Genomic DNA, 16,791 nt, shown 5'->3' on the forward strand with positions numbered 1-16,791 from the left:
TGCGCCGGACGGGCGTACCCCGCTTCTGCCGTCCGTTACCGACCACGTCACAAAGGGGTAGATCATGACCGCCGAACGACAAGGCGACGCCTTCGAGAACCTGCTGCACGAGGAGCGCCGTTTCCCGCCGAGCGAGGAGTTCGCGGCGCAGGCGGTCGCCCAGCCGTCGCTCTACGACGAGGCCCGTGAGCAGGGCACCGAGTTCTGGGCCAGGCAGGCCCGCGAACTGCTCACCTGGGACCAGGATTTCACCCAGACCCTCGACTGGTCGGACGCGCCGTTCGCCAAGTGGTTCGTCGGCGGGACCGTGAACGCCGCCTACAACGCCCTCGACCGGCACGTGGAGGCAGGCCTCGGCGAGCGCGTGGCCATCCACTTCGAGGGCGAGCCCGGGGACACCCGCACCATCACCTACGCGGAGCTGACCCGCGAGGTGAAGAAGGCCGCCAACGCGTTCGAGTCCCTCGGCGTGCAGAAGGGCGACCGCGTGGCCGTGTACCTGCCCATGATCCCCGAAGCCGTCGTCACCATGCTCGCCTGCGCCCGGATCGGAGCGGTCCACTCCGTGGTCTTCGGCGGCTTCTCCGCCGACGCGCTCCGCAGCCGCATCGACGACGCCGAGGCCAAGCTCGTGGTCACCGCCGACGGCACGTACCGCCGCGGCAAGCCGAGCGCCCTCAAGCCCGCCGTGGACGGCGCCCTCGAGAAGGAGGGCCACACCGTCTCGCACGTCGTCGTGGTCCGCCGCAACAACGAGCCCGTCACCTGGACCGAAGGCCGCGACCTCTGGTGGGACGACGTCGTCGGGGGCGCCCCGGACGAGCACATGGCGGTGGCGCACGACGCCGAACACCCCCTGTTCATCCTCTACACCTCGGGGACCACGGGGAAGCCGAAGGGCATCCTGCACACGACCGGCGGCTACCTCACCCAGACCGCGTTCACGCACCGCAACACCTTCGACCTGCGCCCGGAGACCGACGTGTTCTGGTGCACCGCGGACATCGGCTGGGTCACCGGGCACAGCTACGTCACATACGCACCCCTCGTGAACGGCGCCACCCAGCTGATGTACGAGGGGACGCCGGACACCCCGCACCAGGGCCGCTGGTGGGAACTCATCGAGAAGTACAGGGTGAGCATCCTCTACACGGCACCCACGGCCATCCGCACCTTCATGAAGTGGGGCCGGGACATCCCGCAGAAGTACGACCTCTCCTCGATCCGCGTGCTCGGCTCCGTCGGTGAGCCCATCAACCCCGAGGCCTGGATGTGGTACCGCGACGTGATCGGCGGGGGCAAGGCGCCGATCGTGGACACCTGGTGGCAGACCGAGACCGGGGCGCACATGATCGCCCCCATGCCGGGGGTGACCGCGACCAAGCCCGGCTCGGCGCAGGTCGCCGTGCCCGGGATTGCGATCGACGTCGTCGACGAGATGGGTGAGTCCGTCCCGGACGGCGCCGGCGGCTACCTCGTCATCCGCGAGCCCTGGCCCGCGATGCTGCGCGGCATCTGGGGCGACCCCCAGCGGTTCAAGGACACCTACTGGTCGCGCTTCGACGACATGTACTTCGCCGGCGACGGCGCGAAGAAGGACGCCGACGGCGACATCTGGCTCCTCGGCCGGGTGGACGACGTCATGAACATCTCGGGCCACCGCCTCTCGACCACGGAGATCGAATCGGCCCTCGTCAGTCACCCCTCGGTGGCGGAGGCCGCCGTCGTCGGGGCGAGCGACGAGACGACGGGCGAGGCGATCGTCGCGTTCGTGATCCTGCGCGGCTCGGCGAAGGACGACGACGACATCGTCACCACCCTGCGCAACCACGTGGGCACGGAGATCGGCCCGATCGCGAAGCCGCGGAACATCCTCGTGGTGCCCGAGCTGCCGAAGACCCGCAGCGGGAAGATCATGCGGCGCCTGCTCAAGGACGTCGCGGAGGGACGCGAGGTCGGCGACGCCACCACGCTGTCCGATCCGACGATCATGCAGCAGATCGCCGGGTCCCTGCGGAAGTAGCAGCCCGGACCCGGTCCACGCGCACGAGGAAGGCCCCCGCACCCGCGGGGGCCTTCCTCGTGTGATCCGGAAGTCATCAGCCGATCGTGGCGTCGACCGTGACCTCGATGTTGCCGCGCGTGGCGTTCGAGTAGGGGCACACCTGGTGCGCGTGCTCCACGAGCCGGTCCGCGGTCTCCTGGTCCACCCCTCCGATCTCGGCGTGGAGGGCGACGGCGAGCTGGAACGCACCGCCCTCGACCGCGCTGATGCTGACCTCCGCGGTCACCGCCGTCTCGCTGATCGTGGCCTTGCTGCGGGCCGCGACGAGCTTGAGGGCACTGTGGAAGCAGGCCGCGTAGCCGACGGCGAACAGCTGCTCGGGGTTGGTCGCACCGCCGGCCCCGCCCATCTCCGTGGGGACCGCGAGGTCGACGACGAGCTGCCCGTCGTCGGTGCGTGCCTTGCCGTTGCGGCCGTCACCGGTCGCCGTCGCCACCGCCGTGTAGAGAGCGCTCATGGGTCGATCCTTTCGTCGTGGGGGCCGGATGCCCTTGCCGACTATGTAGACTAACTAGTAACTCTACTTCTACCAAATCGGCATCCGGCCAGAACGGAGCAGAATGACAGCCCCTTCCGTCCGCGAGCGCATCCTCGCGTCGGCGACCCACCTGTTCGACGCCACGAGCATCCGCTCGGTCAGCGCCGACCGGGTCATCGCCGACGCCGGCACCACGAAGGTGACCTTCTACCGCCACTTCCGGTCCAAGGACCACCTCGTCGTCGCGTATCTCGAGGAGCAGCTGCGCCTGCTGCAGGAGGCGGTGGACCATGAGCGGGCAGAGGGCGCGGACGCCTGCGCCGTCCTGCTCCGGCTGGCTGCCGCGAACGGCGACGCGGCGTGCCGCCCCGGCTTCCGCGGCTGCACGTTCATCAACGCGGCCGCCGAGTACCCCGCGGAGGGCAACCCGGTGCGGGACGCCGTCGAGCAGTACCGGAGGTGGCTGCACGCGGTGGTGACCGAGCTGCTGACCGAGCTCGCGGTGGAGGGACCCGGCGTCGTCGCGGACCAGCTCATCATGCTGCGCGACGGCGCCATGGTGCACGGCTTCATGGGCGACCCGGCCGGCGTGGCAGGGTCCCTCACGACCGCCGGACGGGCGATCATCAGCGCGCACCGCCGCGCACCCCTGCCGGCCTGACCCGGACCGGGGCCGGAAGGTGTGACGTTCGTCCTGAAAGGTGGTCGATCCCCCGGGGCGAGAGGATGATGTCAGCGTGTCCACAACCCTGCAGCAGCCTCCCGCCACGAATCCCCGCATGGCCCGCCGCGTCGCCGGCGCCTCCTTCGTGGGGACGGCGCTCGAGTCCTACGATTTCTACGTCTTCGGCACGGCGGCGGCGCTCGTCTTCAACACGGTGTTCTTCACCGAGCAGGACCCCCTGGCCGGAACCCTCTCGGCGTTCCTGGTCTTCGCGATGGGCTTCGTCGCCCGCCCGCTCGGCGCCATCCTCTTCGGGCACCTCGGGGACCGGATCGGCCGGAAGCGCACGCTGATCTGGACCATCACGCTGATGGGACTGGCGACCGGCTCGGTGGGCCTGCTGCCGGACTACTCGACCATCGGCATCTGGGCGCCGATCATCCTGACCGTCCTCCGCCTCCTGCAGGGCCTGTCCCTCGGCGGCGAGTGGGGCGGCTCCATCCTCATCGCCACCGAGCACGCCGAGCCGCGCAAGCGGGCGCTCTACGCCTCCATCCCGCAGCTCGGCTCGCCCGTGGGCACCATGCTGATCTCCGCCATCTTCCTGGCCCTCGCCGTCCTCGCCCCCGAGGTCATGACCACCTGGGGCTGGCGCATCCCGTTCCTGCTCGCCTTCCCGTTCCTCGCCGTCGCGATCTACCTGCGGCTGGCGATCGACGAGACGCCCGTCTTCAAGGAGACGAGCCGCGAGCAGGCGCTCCCCCGCATCCCCTTCCTCGCCGTCCTGGCATCCCAGCCGGTCGCCATCGTCGTCGCCGTCGCCTCCGCCGTCCTGGGCATCGGCTCCTACTTCCTGATGGTCACCTACACGCAGGCCTACGGCACCGGGCCCCTGGGACTGTCCCAGGCGACGGTCCTGAACGCGGCCCTCGTGGGGTCCGTCCTGCAGCTCGTCACCATCCCCGCGTTCGGCTACCTGGCGATGCGCATCGGCTCCGCGCGGGTCGTCGCCGGCGGGGCGCTCGGCACGGCACTGATCGCCTTCCCGCTGTACTGGGTCATCAGCATCGCCACCGAACCCGTGTACGTCGCGGCGATCATCCTCGGCGGCATCCTCCCGACCGCCAGCTGGGCGGCGCTCGGCGGACTCATGGCGGACATCTTCACCCCGGCGACGGCGTTCACCGCGCTCTCCTTCGCCTACAGCATCGCCGCGATCGTCGCCGGCTTCGCGCCGTCCATCACGCAGCAGTTCGGCATCGCCACCGACGGCGCGTGGTGGCACCCCGGCGTCGTCCTCGCCGCGATGAGCCTCGTCACCGCGGCCGGCGCGCTCGGCGCGGTGCGCCTGCGCGCGTGGGCCGCGGACCCGGCCGCCTCCGCGCCCGCGGGTGCGGCATAGTTAGGGCATGACCCCGCGCACGCCCAGCATCCTCGTGATCAACGGACCCAACCTGAACCTGCTCGGCACGCGGGAACCGGACGTCTACGGGACGGCGACGCTCGACGACGTCGTCCGCCTGGCCTCCGACACCGCGCGGGAGCGCGGCTGTGCCGTCCGCGCGGTGCAGTCGAACCACGAGGGCGGGATCATCGACGCCATCCACGCCGCGCGCACCACGACGGACGGCATCGTCATCAACGCCGGGGCCTACACGCACACCTCGATCGCCATCCGTGACGCCCTCGCGGGCGTCGGCCTGCCCGTGGTCGAGGTCCACATCAGCAACGTGCACCGCCGGGAGCCCTTCCGGCACACCTCGTACATCTCCGGCGTGGCCGACGCCGTGATCGTCGGCGCGGGCATCGACGGCTACCGGCTCGCCGTCGACCACCTCGCCGGACGGCTCACCGCGGCGGCCCCCGACGCCGCCCGGGCACCGGAAAACTAGCGCGCGCCCGTCCCGCCACGGCACCGATCACCCGACCCATAGGGCACGATGGTCCTATGACGGACATCACTCCCGCCGGAAGCGCGGCCGCCCAGCCCGAGAACCCCGACGCACCCCTGCTCGAGGTGAGGAACCTGGCGGTGACCTTCCGCACCACCCACGGCGAGGTCCACGCCGTCGAGGACGCGAGCTTCACCCTCCGGCGCGGCAGCGCCCTGGCCATCGTCGGCGAATCCGGCTCCGGCAAGTCGACGACGGCGATGGCCTGCATCGGCCTGCTGCCGGGCAACGGGAGGGTGACCTCCGGCAGCATCCTCTTCGAGGGCCAGGACCTCACGACCCTGCCCGAGGCGAAGATGCGCTCCATCCGCGGCCGGGCGATCGGCCTGGTCCCGCAGGACCCGATGTCGAACCTGAACCCGGTGACGAAGATCGGCACGCAGGTCGCCGAGACCCTCCTCGTGCACGGGATGGCCACGAAGAAGAACGTCAGGCAGCGGGTCATCGAGGTCCTCACCGCGGCGGGCCTGCCCGACGCCGGGGAGCGCGCCAAGCAGTACCCGCACGAGTTCTCGGGCGGCATGCGCCAGCGAGCGCTCATCGCCATCGGCCTCGCCTGCCAGCCGCGCCTGCTGATCGCGGACGAGCCGACGTCGGCCCTGGACGTGACGGTGCAGCGCACCATCCTGGACCAGATCGAGACCATGACGGAGCAGCTCGGCACATCGGTGCTCCTCATCACCCACGACCTCGGTCTCGCCGCAGAACGCGCCTCGCAGCTCGTGGTCATGCACCGCGGGCGGGTCGTCGAGACCGGCCCGGCGGACCAGCTGCTCAACGACCCGCAGCACCCCTACACGCAGTCGCTGGTGCGCGCGGCCCCCAGCGTCGCCGCCGTCCGCCTGAGCCCGGGCGCCTTCACCGCGGACGCCGCGAGCCGGCTGGAACTCGCCGGGGCCGCCGTCACCGAGCAGGGGGCCGGGCCCGCCGTGGAGACCCTCGACACCTCCGAGCCCGCCGCTCTCCACACCGGGGGCGCCCACGCGGCGACGACGTCGTCGGACCGGCCGGCACCGCCGGCGGGGGCCGCGACGCCCGCCGTCCCCGCGAACATCGTCGAGATCCGGGACCTCACGAAGGTGTACAAGCGACGCGGCAGCAAGGAGGACTTCTACGCGGCGAAGAACGTCACCCTCGACATCCCGCGCGGGCAGACCGTCGCGATCGTCGGTGAGTCCGGCTCGGGCAAGACCACGACGGCGCGCATGCTGCTGAAACTGATCGAACCGACGTCGGGCACCATGACCTTCGACGGCCTGGACGTCGCGACCCTCGACAAGGCGCAGCTGAACGACTTCCGGCAGCGCGTGCAGCCGATCTTCCAGGACCCCTACTCCTCGCTGAACCCGATGTTCACGATCGAGCGCATCGTCGAGGAGCCCCTCAACGCCTACAAGAGGGGGTCGAAGAAGGAGCGCGCGGCGCGGGTCCGCGAACTGATGGACCAGGTCTCGCTGCCGCAGAACGCCCTGCGCCGCTACCCCGCGGAACTCTCGGGCGGGCAGCGGCAGCGCGTCGCGATCGCCCGGGCGCTGGCGCTGAAGCCGGAACTGATCGTCTGCGACGAGCCGGTCTCCGCGCTCGACGTGCTGGTGCAGGCGCAGATCCTGAAGCTCCTCGGGGACCTGCAGTCCGAGCTGGGGCTCAGCTACCTGTTCATCTCCCACGACCTCGCGGTGGTCCGCCTCATCTCCGACTACGTCTGCGTCATGAAGGACGGCGAGCTGGTCGAGGCGGCCAGCTCGGAGGAGGTCTTCCAGAACCCACGCCACCCGTACACGCGGAAGCTGCTCGCCTCCATCCCGGGCAACGAGCTCAACATCGGCGAGCTGGCCTCCTAGGGCCCCTCACCAGCTGATCCGTTCGAAGGCGTCCCTGAGCCTGCGGCCCCGCTGCGGGTTCAGGGACTCCACCCAGGAGATCCGCCCCGCGAGGTGCGCCCGGAAATCGGCCTGCCCGCGCCGCTGGGACTCCGGCCCGTGCACGCGACAGTTGTGGAGGATCGCCTTCAGGGCGTCGTAGTCCGTCCGCGCCACGTTGGTGCGCGCGTTCACGACGACCCCGGTCACCGTCTGCCGGACCGCGGCGCCGCGCACCCGGGTCTTCCGCCGGTTCACGGTGTGGCCCTCGGCGACGACGATGCGCTCGACGCCGCGGACGAACGCGTCGGCCCGCCGCGCGAGATCGGCCGGGCCGCTGAAGGCGAGATCGTCGGCGTACCGCGTGTAGCTGCCCCCGGCCGCGGCCGCCCAGCCGGACAGCCGGGCGTCGAGGCGCCGGACGGCGAGATTGGCGAGGGCGGGCGACGACGGCGCACCCTGCGGCAGGTGCGCCGTCCGCAGCGCCCGGGCGAGGGCGAAGCGGTCCTCGGCGCTGCCGCCGTCGGGCATGGCCCGCAGAACCGCGTCCGGGACCTCGTGCGTGCAGAGCCCGGTGAGGGCGTGGGCTGTCGCTTCCGGGAAGCCCGCCTGGCGGAAGACCCCGAAGACCCGGCCCGGCGGCACGCGGGCGAAGAAGGAGACGAGGTCGAGCGCGATGACGACGTCGGCGCCCGTGTGGAGAGCCGCGCCCGTCCGCGCACTGCGTCCGGGCACGAAGCCGTGCGCTGCCTCGTGCAGGGGGATCGGTGCGAGGAGGTGGTCGAGCACCCGGCGCTGCACCGTCCGCAGGCGGATCCCGGGGATCTCCAGGAGCCGCGGCGCGCGACCCGGCCGGGCACGCCACACGTACCGGTAGTGGTGCAGCGCCGGGGCCCCGGCGCGCCGGTTCCAGTGCCGGGTGTCCGCGAACCAGTCGAGCTCCCCCGGGGTGAGGCGCACCTCGCGCGCGAGCCAGGCGAGATCCCTGGCGCCGGACGCCTCGACGCCGCCCGGTGCGGAACGGTCACCGAACGCCTGCTCCTCCGGTGCCGGCGGGAGATACCGTGCCGGGCGAACGGGCTCGCCGCGCGCCGCCGCCCTGGCGACGGCGTCCGTCAGGGCGGGCTGTGCCGCGATCCAGCGGGCAAGCTCCCGCGGAGCACCCTCGGGGCGCCGCGGGTAGCCGGCGAGGACGCCGCGGACGAGGGGCCCCAGCCAGCGTCGTCGTGCGCCGAGGAGAGCCGCGCCCGCCGCAACCAGATCCTCGCGCCGCCAGTCCGGGGCCGCGAGGAAGGCATGCGCCAGGAGGAATGCGAGGCCGGGGACGCCCGGGGCCGGCTCGCGGGCCAGCGTGGCCGAGGCCGACGTCGGCCCTTCCGGGGCTCCGCGCCCACGGCGCGGGCGCGCCGGACCCCTGACCGCCCTCGGGCCGGCGCCGTCCATGCTCCCCCTCTGCCCCGCACGTATGCCGCCCCCGGCCGGCGGGACGGACCCCGGCCGACCTGCCACTCTGTTCGGGCGCTGAGCTGCGCGGAGCGCAGTCGGGCGCCTGAGGTGCCCTGTGCCGGTCGGTCTGCGTGCCCCGGGGTAGCCCCGGAGAGGACCGCGCACGGCGTACGCGGCCCGCCTCGGCCGGGGTCCGTCGCTGTCACACTAGCAACCGGTCCGGGCCCGCCCTGTACGGGCAGCCCGCGCGCCGCATAGATTGTCCGCACGCGGCGACGGAGGACACCATGAGCGGGCACGGCACGATGAACGGGACGACGACGGCCGGCGGCTGGCCCGCCCTCCGGGTCGAGGACTGGCAGGACACCCGGGCGACCCTGCACATGTGGTGCCAGATCGTCGGCAAGATCCGGATGGCCCACGCTCCCCTGGTCAACCACTGGTGGCAGGTGCCGTTCTACCTGACCGCGCGCGGCTGGGGCACGTCGTCGATCCCCTACGGCAACGGCGTGTTCGACGTGGAGTTCGACGTCGTGAACCACCGCCTGCTCCTCCGCGCCAGTTCGGGTGAGGACCGCGTGGTCCCCCTCGAGCCGCAGTCCGTGGCCCGGTTCCACGAGCGGACCCTGGGGGCGCTGGCCGAGCTGGGAATCGACGCACCGATCCGGTCGGTCCCCACGGAGGTGGAGCCGGCAGTTCCCTTCGCCGAGGACCACGGGCACGCCTCCTACGACGCCGGCGCCGTCACGGCCTTCTGGCGCCAGCTCATCCAGGCCGACCGCGTGCTCACACGGTTCAGGGCCGAGTTCCTGGGCAAGGTGAGCCCCGTGCACTTCTTCTGGGGAAGCATGGACCTGGCCTGCACGCGCTTCTCGGGACGGCCTGCGCCCACCCATCCCGGAGGCGCCCCGAACTGCCCCGACTGGGTCATGGAGGAGGGGTACTCCCACGAACTCTCGAGCTGCGGATTCTGGCCCGGAGGCGGCGAGGAGGGCGCGTTCTACTCGTACGCCTACCCCGAACCCGAGGGGTACCGGGACGCGCCCGTCGACGTCGAGGGCGCGTTCTACAGTGCAGAGTTCCGCCAGTTCCTGCTGCCCTACGAGACCGTGCGGAAGTCTGCCGACCCGGACGCCGTGCTGCTCGCCTTCCTGCGGGCCACCTACGACGCCGCGGCGGCGGGCGGCTGGGACGCGCGGCTCCTGACCGACCCGCGGCGGCTGGACGTACACGCACGCTGAACGGCGCAGGAGCGGCCACCCGCCCGGAGGCTGATGGCCGCTCCTGTCCGGCGTCCTGCTCGCGCCGGTTACTTCTTGCGGGTCTTCGGGTCGAGGGCCTCGCGCAGGGACTCCCCCAGCAGGGTGAAGCCCAGTGCGGTGATGACGATGCACGCGCCCGGGAGGAAGGCGAGCTGGGGTGCGACCCCGAGCTCCGCCTGCGCGTAGGTGAGCATGCGGCCCCACTCGGCGGTCTGCGGCAGCCCGCCGCCGAGGCCGAGGAAGGCCAGCGCGGCGGCGTCGATCACGGCGGTCGCGAGGCTGAGGGTGGCCTGCACGATCACGGGACCCATGCTGTTCGGCAGCAGGTGGCTCATGGTGATGGTCCGGCGGCTGAGGCCCAGGGTCTGCGCGGCGAGGATGTAGTCGGCGCCCCGCTGCGACAGCATCGTGGAGCGCAGGAGCCGCGCGAAGATGGGGATCTGCGAGACGCCGATGGCGATCATGATCGCGTAGGTGCTCTGGCCCAGCATCGCGGCGATGCTGACGGCGAGAAGGAGGCTGGGGACGGAGAGCAGGATGTCCACGAACCGCATGATCGCGCTGTCCACCCAGCCGCCGAGGCCCCCGGCCAGGACGCCGAGCAGCATGCCGCCCGCGAGGCCGAGCGCCGTCGAGACGACGCCGATCAGCAGCGATGCCCGGGCACCCCAGATGAGCTTGCTGAGCACGTCACCGCCGAAGCGGTCCAGTCCCAGCGGGAAGCCGTCGATCTCGCCCGGACCGGGAATGGTGGTGGGGGTGACCGCCGTGCGGCCCGGGAGCTCGTCGCCGCCGTAGGGCGCGAGGATCGGGGCGAGGATGGCCACGAGCAGGAAGAGCCCGATGATGACGGCACCGACGATCGCCTGCGGATTCCGACGCAGCCGGAGGTAGGCGTCCTTCCACAGGCCGGTGCCGCGCCCGGTGTCGATGGCGGGATCGTTCGGGGCCACGGAACCGCCGGGGGCGGGGGGCAGGATGGTACTCATTGCACACGCACCCTCGGGTCGATGACGGAGTAGGAGAGGTCGACGATCAGGTTGATCAGCGCGTAGAGGACGGCGATGAAGATGATGAAGCCCTGGAGGACCGGATAGTCGAGGCCGAAGATGGCGTCCCGCAGGAACCGGCCGATGCCGTTGAAGGCGAAAACCGTCTCGGTCAGGACCGCTCCGGAGATGAGCAGGCCCAGCTGCAGGCCGATGGTCGTAACGACGGGGAGCATCGCGTTCCGGAGGATGAAGCTGCCGCGGATGGTGCTCTCCCTGAGGCCCTTGGCGCGGGCGGTGCGCACGTAGTCGGCGTTCTGCACCTCGAGGACCGAGGCGCGCGTGATGCGGACGATGATCGCCAGCGGGATGGTGCCGAGGGCGATGCCGGGCAGGATCAGGTGCAGGAAGGCGTCCCAGGCGGCGTCGTACTCGCCGGTCAGCACTCCGTCCAGCACGTAGAACTGCGTGTAGTGCGTGGCGTCCATCCGCGGGTCCTGCCGGCCGTCCGGGGGCAGGAGCGACCACTGGATCGCGAACAGGTACTTGAGGATGAACGCGAGGAAGAAGACCGGCACCGTGATGCCGATCAGGCTGAGGACCACCGAGCCGTGGTCGATGAGGCGGCCGTTGTGCCGCGCCGCGAGGTACCCGAGCGGGACACCGACGCCGACGGCGAAGATCAGGGCGATGATCGTCAGCTCGACGGTCGCGGGGAAGCGGGTGGCGAACTCCTCGAGCACGGGGCGCCCCGTGTTGATCGAGACGCCGAAGTCACCCTGGAGGAGCTTGCCCATGTAGGTCAGGTACTGGGTGATCAGCGGGCGGTCGAACCCGTACAGCTCGTTGATCCGGGCGACGGCCTCCGGGGTGGCCTTCTCGCCGAGCAGGGCGGTGGCCGGGCCGCCGGGGAGGTTGCGCACCCACAGGAACAGCAGGATGGACAGGCCGAACAGGGTGGGGACGAGCAGGGCTAGCCGCTTACCGATGACGCGTAACACTGGGGATCCTTCCGGGTGAACCGGGATGCCGGGCGGGGGAACGGTGCGGGCCGGCCACCGGGATCAGTGGCCGGCCCGCACCGCAGGGTGCTGCTACTCGCTCAGCTCGATCTCCGTGAAGACCTCGTCGTTGACGGGGCTCGCCGGGTAGGAGGTGACGCGCTTCGCGAACGCCAGCGAAGGAGCGGGGTGGGCCAGCGGGATCGCCGGGTTGTACTCCGCGATCTGCTCGTTGATCTCCTTGTACAGCTCGGTCTGCTCGTCGCGGTCGCTCACGGCGCGGGCGTCGTCGAGGGCCTTGAACAGCTCCGGGTTGTCGAAGCCGAACTCCAGCTTCTCCTGGCCGAAGAAGACGCCGATGAAGTTGTCGGTGTCGTTGTAGTCGCCGGTCCAGCCGAGCAGGTGCAGGCCGTGGTCGGGCGTCGCCTGGATCTGGTTCAGGTAGTCAGGGGACCACGCTGCGGGAGCGGGCTTGACCGTGATGCCGACGTCGCTGAGCTGCGCCTGCAGGTTGGTGAAGACCTGCTCCGGGGTGGGCATGTAGGGACGCGAGACGTTCGTCGGGTAGTTGAACGTGACCTCGAAGCCGTCCGGGTAGCCTGCCTCGGCGAGCAGTTCCTTGGCGCGGGCGGGGTCGAAGTCGTAGGTCGTGACGTCCTCGTTGTACCCGTCGACGACGTCGGGGATGAACTGCGTGGCCACCTTCGTGCCTTCGGGCAGGGTCTGTGCCACGAGGGCGTCCTTGTCGATCGCGTGGGCGATGGCCTCGCGGACCTTCGGGTCCTCGAGCTCGGGGACGGCCTGGTTCATGCCCAGGTAGAGGATGGTGAACGGATCGCGCGGGGTGATGTTGTAACCGGCGTCCTTGAGGGACTGCGTGTCGGCGGGTGCCACGAGGTCGTAGCCGTCGATGTCGCCGGCCTCGAGGGCCTGGCGGCGGGCCTGCGGATCGTCGATGATCCGGAAGATCGTCTTGGTGATCTGGCCCTTCTCGCCCCAGTAGTCGTCGTAGATCGAGATCTCGAGCTGCTGGCCGACGTCCCACGAATCGAACTTGAAGGGGCCCGTCCCCACGGGGTGGCCGAGGGCGTATTCGCTCAGCGACGGGGCTTCGGAGGTGCCGCCGATCTCGTCGGCCGAGTACTTCTCGAGCGCCGTCGGGCTCTGCATGGCGAAGGCCGGCAGCGAGAGCGCGGGGATGAAGCCGGCGAAGGGCTTGGCGAGGTTGATGGTGACTTCGTTGTCCCCGTTGGCCTCGCAGGACTCGTAGATGGCCTTCTCGGGGCTGTCGGCGAACCCGCGGAACAGCGACCCGTAGTAGTACGACGTCGACTCGGCCTGCTGGATGCCGGTCCAGTTGTACCAGCGGTCGAAGTTGAAGCAGACGGCCTCCGCGTTGAAGGGGGTGCCGTCGTGGAAGGTGACGCCTTCCTTGAGCTGGAAGACCGTGGACAGGCCGTCCTCGGCCGTCTCCCAGGACTCCGCGAGCAGCGGAGCGGGGTCGGCGGTGCCGGGCTCGACGCCGATGAGTCCCTCGAAGATCTGCCGGCTGACACGGAAGGACTCGCCGTCGCTCGCGAAGGCGGGGTCGAGCGACTTCGGGTCGGAGGACGCGGCGAAGACGAAGGTGGAGTCGACGGCGGAGTCGCCCTCGGCCCCGGTGTTCTCCTCGCGCTGGCTCTGGACGCAGCCGGTGAGGAGGAGTGCAGCGATGGAGATTCCCGCGGTGAGTGCGGCGCGTTTCCTGACGAAACCTGCGCCGCGCACGGATGTGCCTCGGTTGGACATGTAGTACTCCCTGGTGACGAGTGATTCCTGGCGGCCGGGCCGGGTCCCGAGGGACCTCGACGACCAGCACGCTGATAGGTGTGACGAGCCTAACTTCCGGACGGGGCACAAGCAGCATTTCGGGGGCCCCGGTGGTTACGATTTGGTATCGGCGACCCCCGGGAGGACTCCGGCGGCGGACCTGCCCCTGGGTCTGCCGAAGGACTTGCCGATGGACTTGCCGATGCACGAGGAGGACCGATGGCCCCGACCGAAACGACCACCGCCGAGCGTTTCCGCCGCTTCGCCGAGGTGGAGGCCCGCGGCTACTCGCCGCTGTACGACGAGTGGTGCACGGGCGTCAGCGACGACGACGACATCCTCTCCCGCCTCGACACCCTGCCGCCCCACCGTCGCCAGCCGGTCCTGTTCCTCGGCGCGGCACGCTTCGTCGGGGTGCCCCTCGGCGACTACTCCGCCTTCCGCTCCTTCGTCCTCGCCGAATGGCCGTCCGTCCGCGCTGTCATGGAGAGCCGGACCACCCAGACCAACGAGGCGGGGCGCTGCGCCGTCCTGCTTCCGCTGCTCGCGTCCATCAGTGCCGAGGAGGGCCGGCCGCTCGCCCTCATCGAGGTCGGCGCCTCAGCCGGCGCCTGCCTCTTCCCCGATCGGTACGCGTACGCCTACACCCCGGGGCCGGTGCTCGAACCGGCGTCGGGATCCCCGGTTCCTCCGCTCGAGTGCGCCGTCAGCGGGGACGCGCCGCTGCCCGCGCGGCTGCCGGAGGTGATCTGGCGGGCAGGGATCGACCTGAACCCGCTCGACGCGCGGAACGAGGACGACGTCCGGTGGCTCGAGGCGCTGATCTGGCCGGAGCACGCCTTCCGCGCCGAGCGGCTGCGTGCTGCCCTCGGCGTCGTCCGGGCCGATCCGCCGCTGCTCGTCCGCGGTGACCTGAACGAGCACATCGAGCCGCTCGTCCGGCGCGCCCCGCGGGACGCCGTCGTCGTCGTGTTCCACAGCGCGGTACTCGCCTACCTCGACCAGGCGGGCCGGAACCGCTTCGCCGGGACCATGCTGGGGCTGGCGGCGGACCGGACCCGCCCGGTGCACTGGCTCTCCCACGAGGGCCACCGCACGCTCACGGGAGTGCCCGGCGCCATGCAGCCGGTACCCGGTGAGCGGGACGGCCTGTTCGTGCTGCAGCACAACGGGCGGTCGGTGGCCCGGACGGGTCCGCACGGGCAGTCGATCGCCTGGCTCCCGGCCCTGCCGTCCGTGCCGATTGCTTGGTGACCCGGGCGCCGGGCCTCCCCTGGCCCAGCATCCCCCGACGAGGCTGCTGGTACTGTGGCGACGATCCGGACCCGGGAGGAGCGCCATGAGCTACAGCATCGAGCGTGAGGACCACTTCGATTTCCTGTCCACCGAGTACGCGGCCCTGCACGCCGCCTCGTCCGCGACGGCCTTCCAGGACGGCGTCTGGCTGCACCGCCTCTACGCAGCCCTCGCTCCTGCTCGACACGCCCATCCGGTCGTGGTGACGGTGCGGCGGGAGGCCGACCGGGAACTGGTGCTGGTACTGCCGCTGGTCCGCACGGGCAGGGCCGTCCTGACCCTCACCTTCGCCGACCTCGGAGTTGCGGACTACAACGCGGCCGTCGCCTCGGCCACGGCGCTCATGGAACTCGGCCGCCGCCCGGAGGTCGTCGCCGGGATCCGTCGTGCCCTGGGGCGCTTCGACCTGCTCCGGGTGGACCGCGTCGCGGGCTCCCCGCAGGCGACAGCCGCGCTGTTCGGCGGAGCGCTGGTGCACCGACACCGCTACGACACCCACGTCATGACGCTGGAGAGCACCCCGGAGGCATGGCGCGAGACCCTGGACGCGGCCTTCGTCCGCCACCTCGAGCGAAAGTACAAGCGGTTGCGTCCGAAGGGCGAACGCACCCTGCGAGTGGTGACGGACGTCGCCGAGGTCGCCCCCCTGATGCTGAGATTGCGCGCCTTCCGGGCAGCTCGCTTCGCCGAGCGGGGCGGCGTGGACCTCGTGCAGGACGATGCCACCTACGCCTTCTACCGGGCCGTTGCCGAGGACAGCGTGCGCCGGGGAGGACCGGCGCGTCTGGCGGTACTGGAAGTTGCCGGGGATCCGGTCGCGATCGCCCTCGATCTGGTGGAGCCCGACCGCGAGCTGTTCCTGCTCGTGGGCTACGACGTCGAACGCCTCCGCAACTACTCGCTCGGTCTCCTGATCGTCGACGGCCTGGTGCAGGACGCGATCCGTCGGGGCACGTCCTACTTCGACCTCACCGTGGGTGACGAGTCGTACAAGTCCGACTTCGCCGCGCGGCCCCTGCCACTCCATCAGGTGCGGTTACCGCGCACGGTACCGGGTCGGGCGGCCATGGTCCTCGATGACGGCGTCCTCGCGGCACGGCGCATCGCCAAGCGGGCACTGCTGGCAGGGAAGGCACGGCGAGCGCGCAAGCCTGCGGGGGCGGCGCGTCCCGGCGAGACCGTCGGATCAGAGCCGTCCGCGCAGCCCCAGCCGCAGTGAGTGCCGCGCCATGCGTGCCACCAGGTGCGCCGAGGTGTCCCGCGGACTGATGTAGCAGCGCGGCAGGGTGAACCGGTCGCCCGGGGCGTAGTCGCCGATCACGCATCCGTGGTCGTACCCCGCGGCACGGACCGCCTCCCTGGCGGCGTCGTCGAACTCGCCGTACGGGTAGCAGAAGCCTGGGACCGCGGACTGCAGGACGTCCTGCAGGACCTCACGACTTCCGCTGATCTCCTCGAGCAGGGCGCTCGCGCCCGCGCGTGGAAGATGGGGGTGGGTCATGGTGTGGCTGCCGATCTCCTGCCCGGCGGCCGCGACGGCGCGCACCTGGTCGGCGTCGACCAGATCGAGACGGGGGGCCTCGTCCCACTCGTTGGTACCGCCGAGGCGTCCGGCCACGACATACAGGGTGCTGGTCATGCCATGGTGCTGCAGGACGGGGAGTGCATGCTCGAGGTAATCGGTATAGCCGTCGTCGAACGTGAGCCCGACCAGCCGATGCGCCTCCCGGCGTTCCTGCGCGCGCAGCAACTCGGACAGGGACACCCCGCGCAGCCCCAACCGCCGCAGCAGGCGAAGATGCCGGTCCAGGCGATCCGGATGCACCCGCAACCGGTGGGGGTCCGGCCCGCCCGACGGGCTGATCGAGTGGTACATGAACACCGGCGGCGTGGTCAGACGGACCTGCCCCGCGGATGAGGCGGCTTCGTGGAACACCGTGGTTCCCTCTGGTCGACGATCGGGATGTGCG

14 protein-coding genes are annotated in these 16,791 nt (G+C 71.1%); 8 read left to right on the forward strand and 6 right to left on the reverse strand.

The window, feature by feature from the left end:
• Positions 1-64: 64 nt before the first annotated feature.
• On the forward strand, positions 65-2,023 hold the full coding sequence (gene acs / locus C4K88_RS10490; protein WP_104121566.1) for an acetate--CoA ligase: 1,959 nt from the start codon (positions 65-67) through the stop codon (positions 2,021-2,023).
• A gap of 76 nt (positions 2,024-2,099) precedes the next feature.
• Here the strand turns inward: acs and C4K88_RS10495 are convergent, their stop codons facing one another.
• Complete coding sequence (locus C4K88_RS10495) at positions 2,100-2,522, reverse strand: organic hydroperoxide resistance protein (protein ID WP_104121567.1); 423 nt, start codon at positions 2,520-2,522, stop codon at positions 2,100-2,102.
• Positions 2,523-2,625: 103 nt separating this feature from the next.
• Here C4K88_RS10495 and C4K88_RS10500 point away from each other — a divergent pair, with 103 nt between their 5' ends.
• The 4 genes from C4K88_RS10500 to C4K88_RS10515 all read left to right on the forward strand — a co-directional run bounded on the left by C4K88_RS10500 (position 2,626) and on the right by C4K88_RS10515 (position 7,000).
• A complete protein-coding gene (locus C4K88_RS10500) occupies positions 2,626-3,204 on the forward strand; it encodes a TetR/AcrR family transcriptional regulator (protein WP_104121568.1) in 579 nt (192 codons plus the stop codon).
• A 76-nt stretch (positions 3,205-3,280) separates the two neighbouring features.
• Positions 3,281-4,609 (forward strand): MFS transporter, encoded by a 1,329-nt coding sequence (locus C4K88_RS10505; RefSeq protein WP_241521832.1) that lies wholly within the window; start codon positions 3,281-3,283, stop codon positions 4,607-4,609.
• A 7-nt stretch (positions 4,610-4,616) separates the two neighbouring features.
• A complete protein-coding gene (gene aroQ / locus C4K88_RS10510) occupies positions 4,617-5,099 on the forward strand; it encodes a type II 3-dehydroquinate dehydratase (RefSeq protein ID WP_104121570.1) in 483 nt (160 codons plus the stop codon).
• A gap of 56 nt (positions 5,100-5,155) precedes the next feature.
• Positions 5,156-7,000, forward strand: a complete 1,845-nt coding sequence (locus tag C4K88_RS10515) for a dipeptide ABC transporter ATP-binding protein (RefSeq protein ID WP_104121571.1) — start codon at positions 5,156-5,158, stop codon at positions 6,998-7,000.
• 6 nt (positions 7,001-7,006) lie between these two features.
• On the opposite strand, the gene C4K88_RS10520 is transcribed toward C4K88_RS10515, so the two are convergent.
• Entirely contained in the window at positions 7,007-8,461 is a 1,455-nt protein-coding gene (locus C4K88_RS10520; protein WP_104121572.1) for a reverse transcriptase family protein, read from the reverse strand.
• Positions 8,462-8,751: 290 nt separating this feature from the next.
• Between C4K88_RS10520 and C4K88_RS10525 the strand changes: the two genes are divergently transcribed.
• Positions 8,752-9,705: a DUF5996 family protein gene (locus C4K88_RS10525; protein WP_241521833.1), complete on the forward strand. Its 954-nt coding sequence runs from the start codon at positions 8,752-8,754 to the stop codon at positions 9,703-9,705.
• Between the two features lie 68 nt (positions 9,706-9,773).
• Here the strand turns inward: C4K88_RS10525 and C4K88_RS10530 are convergent, their stop codons facing one another.
• The 3 genes from C4K88_RS10530 to C4K88_RS10540 all read right to left on the reverse strand — a co-directional run bounded on the left by C4K88_RS10530 (position 9,774) and on the right by C4K88_RS10540 (position 13,504).
• Positions 9,774-10,715 carry an ABC transporter permease gene (locus C4K88_RS10530; protein ID WP_104121573.1) on the reverse strand — a complete coding sequence of 314 codons (942 nt, stop codon included), beginning with the start codon at positions 10,713-10,715 and terminating at the stop codon, positions 9,774-9,776.
• Positions 10,712-11,716: an ABC transporter permease gene (locus C4K88_RS10535; RefSeq protein WP_104121574.1), complete on the reverse strand. Its 1,005-nt coding sequence runs from the start codon at positions 11,714-11,716 to the stop codon at positions 10,712-10,714. Before C4K88_RS10535 ends, C4K88_RS10530 begins: the two co-directional genes overlap by 4 nt.
• 93 nt (positions 11,717-11,809) lie before the next feature.
• The gene (locus C4K88_RS10540; RefSeq protein ID WP_104121575.1) at positions 11,810-13,504 is read right to left on the reverse strand and encodes an ABC transporter substrate-binding protein; all 1,695 of its coding nucleotides are present in this window, start codon (positions 13,502-13,504) and stop codon (positions 11,810-11,812) included.
• A gap of 240 nt (positions 13,505-13,744) precedes the next feature.
• On the opposite strand from C4K88_RS10540, the gene C4K88_RS10545 reads away from it, so the two are divergent.
• A complete protein-coding gene (locus C4K88_RS10545; RefSeq protein ID WP_104121576.1) occupies positions 13,745-14,779 on the forward strand; it encodes a DUF2332 domain-containing protein in 1,035 nt (344 codons plus the stop codon).
• An 85-nt stretch (positions 14,780-14,864) separates the two neighbouring features.
• On the forward strand, positions 14,865-16,040 hold the full coding sequence (locus C4K88_RS10550) for a GNAT family N-acetyltransferase (protein ID WP_104121577.1): 1,176 nt from the start codon (positions 14,865-14,867) through the stop codon (positions 16,038-16,040).
• Here the strand turns inward: C4K88_RS10550 and C4K88_RS10555 are convergent.
• Positions 16,008-16,757: a polysaccharide deacetylase family protein gene (locus tag C4K88_RS10555; protein ID WP_104121578.1), complete on the reverse strand. Its 750-nt coding sequence runs from the start codon at positions 16,755-16,757 to the stop codon at positions 16,008-16,010. The two genes, C4K88_RS10550 and C4K88_RS10555, sit on opposite strands and share 33 nt — an antisense overlap.
• Positions 16,758-16,791 lie beyond the last annotated feature (34 nt).

Origin of the sequence: Arthrobacter pityocampae, assembly GCF_002927275.1 — a bacterium.
Lineage (GTDB): Bacteria > Actinomycetota > Actinomycetes > Actinomycetales > Micrococcaceae > Arthrobacter_D > Arthrobacter_D pityocampae.

Excerpts from the sequence above, each read along its gene's own strand:
- acs (WP_104121566.1), top strand. The coding sequence starts at position 65 with ATGACCGCCGAACGACAAGGCGACGCCTTCGAGAACCTGCTGCACGAG.
- C4K88_RS10540 (WP_104121575.1), bottom strand. The coding sequence starts at position 13,504 with ATGTCCAACCGAGGCACATCCGTGCGCGGCGCAGGTTTCGTCAGGAAA.
- C4K88_RS10545 (WP_104121576.1), top strand. The coding sequence starts at position 13,745 with ATGGCCCCGACCGAAACGACCACCGCCGAGCGTTTCCGCCGCTTCGCC.
- C4K88_RS10495 (WP_104121567.1), bottom strand. The coding sequence starts at position 2,522 with ATGAGCGCTCTCTACACGGCGGTGGCGACGGCGACCGGTGACGGCCGC.
- C4K88_RS10520 (WP_104121572.1), bottom strand. The coding sequence starts at position 8,461 with ATGGACGGCGCCGGCCCGAGGGCGGTCAGGGGTCCGGCGCGCCCGCGC.
- C4K88_RS10530 (WP_104121573.1), bottom strand. The coding sequence starts at position 10,715 with ATGAGTACCATCCTGCCCCCCGCCCCCGGCGGTTCCGTGGCCCCGAAC.
- C4K88_RS10525 (WP_241521833.1), top strand. The coding sequence starts at position 8,752 with ATGAGCGGGCACGGCACGATGAACGGGACGACGACGGCCGGCGGCTGG.
- aroQ (WP_104121570.1), top strand. The coding sequence starts at position 4,617 with ATGACCCCGCGCACGCCCAGCATCCTCGTGATCAACGGACCCAACCTG.
- C4K88_RS10515 (WP_104121571.1), top strand. The coding sequence starts at position 5,156 with ATGACGGACATCACTCCCGCCGGAAGCGCGGCCGCCCAGCCCGAGAAC.
- C4K88_RS10500 (WP_104121568.1), top strand. The coding sequence starts at position 2,626 with ATGACAGCCCCTTCCGTCCGCGAGCGCATCCTCGCGTCGGCGACCCAC.
- C4K88_RS10550 (WP_104121577.1), top strand. The coding sequence starts at position 14,865 with ATGAGCTACAGCATCGAGCGTGAGGACCACTTCGATTTCCTGTCCACC.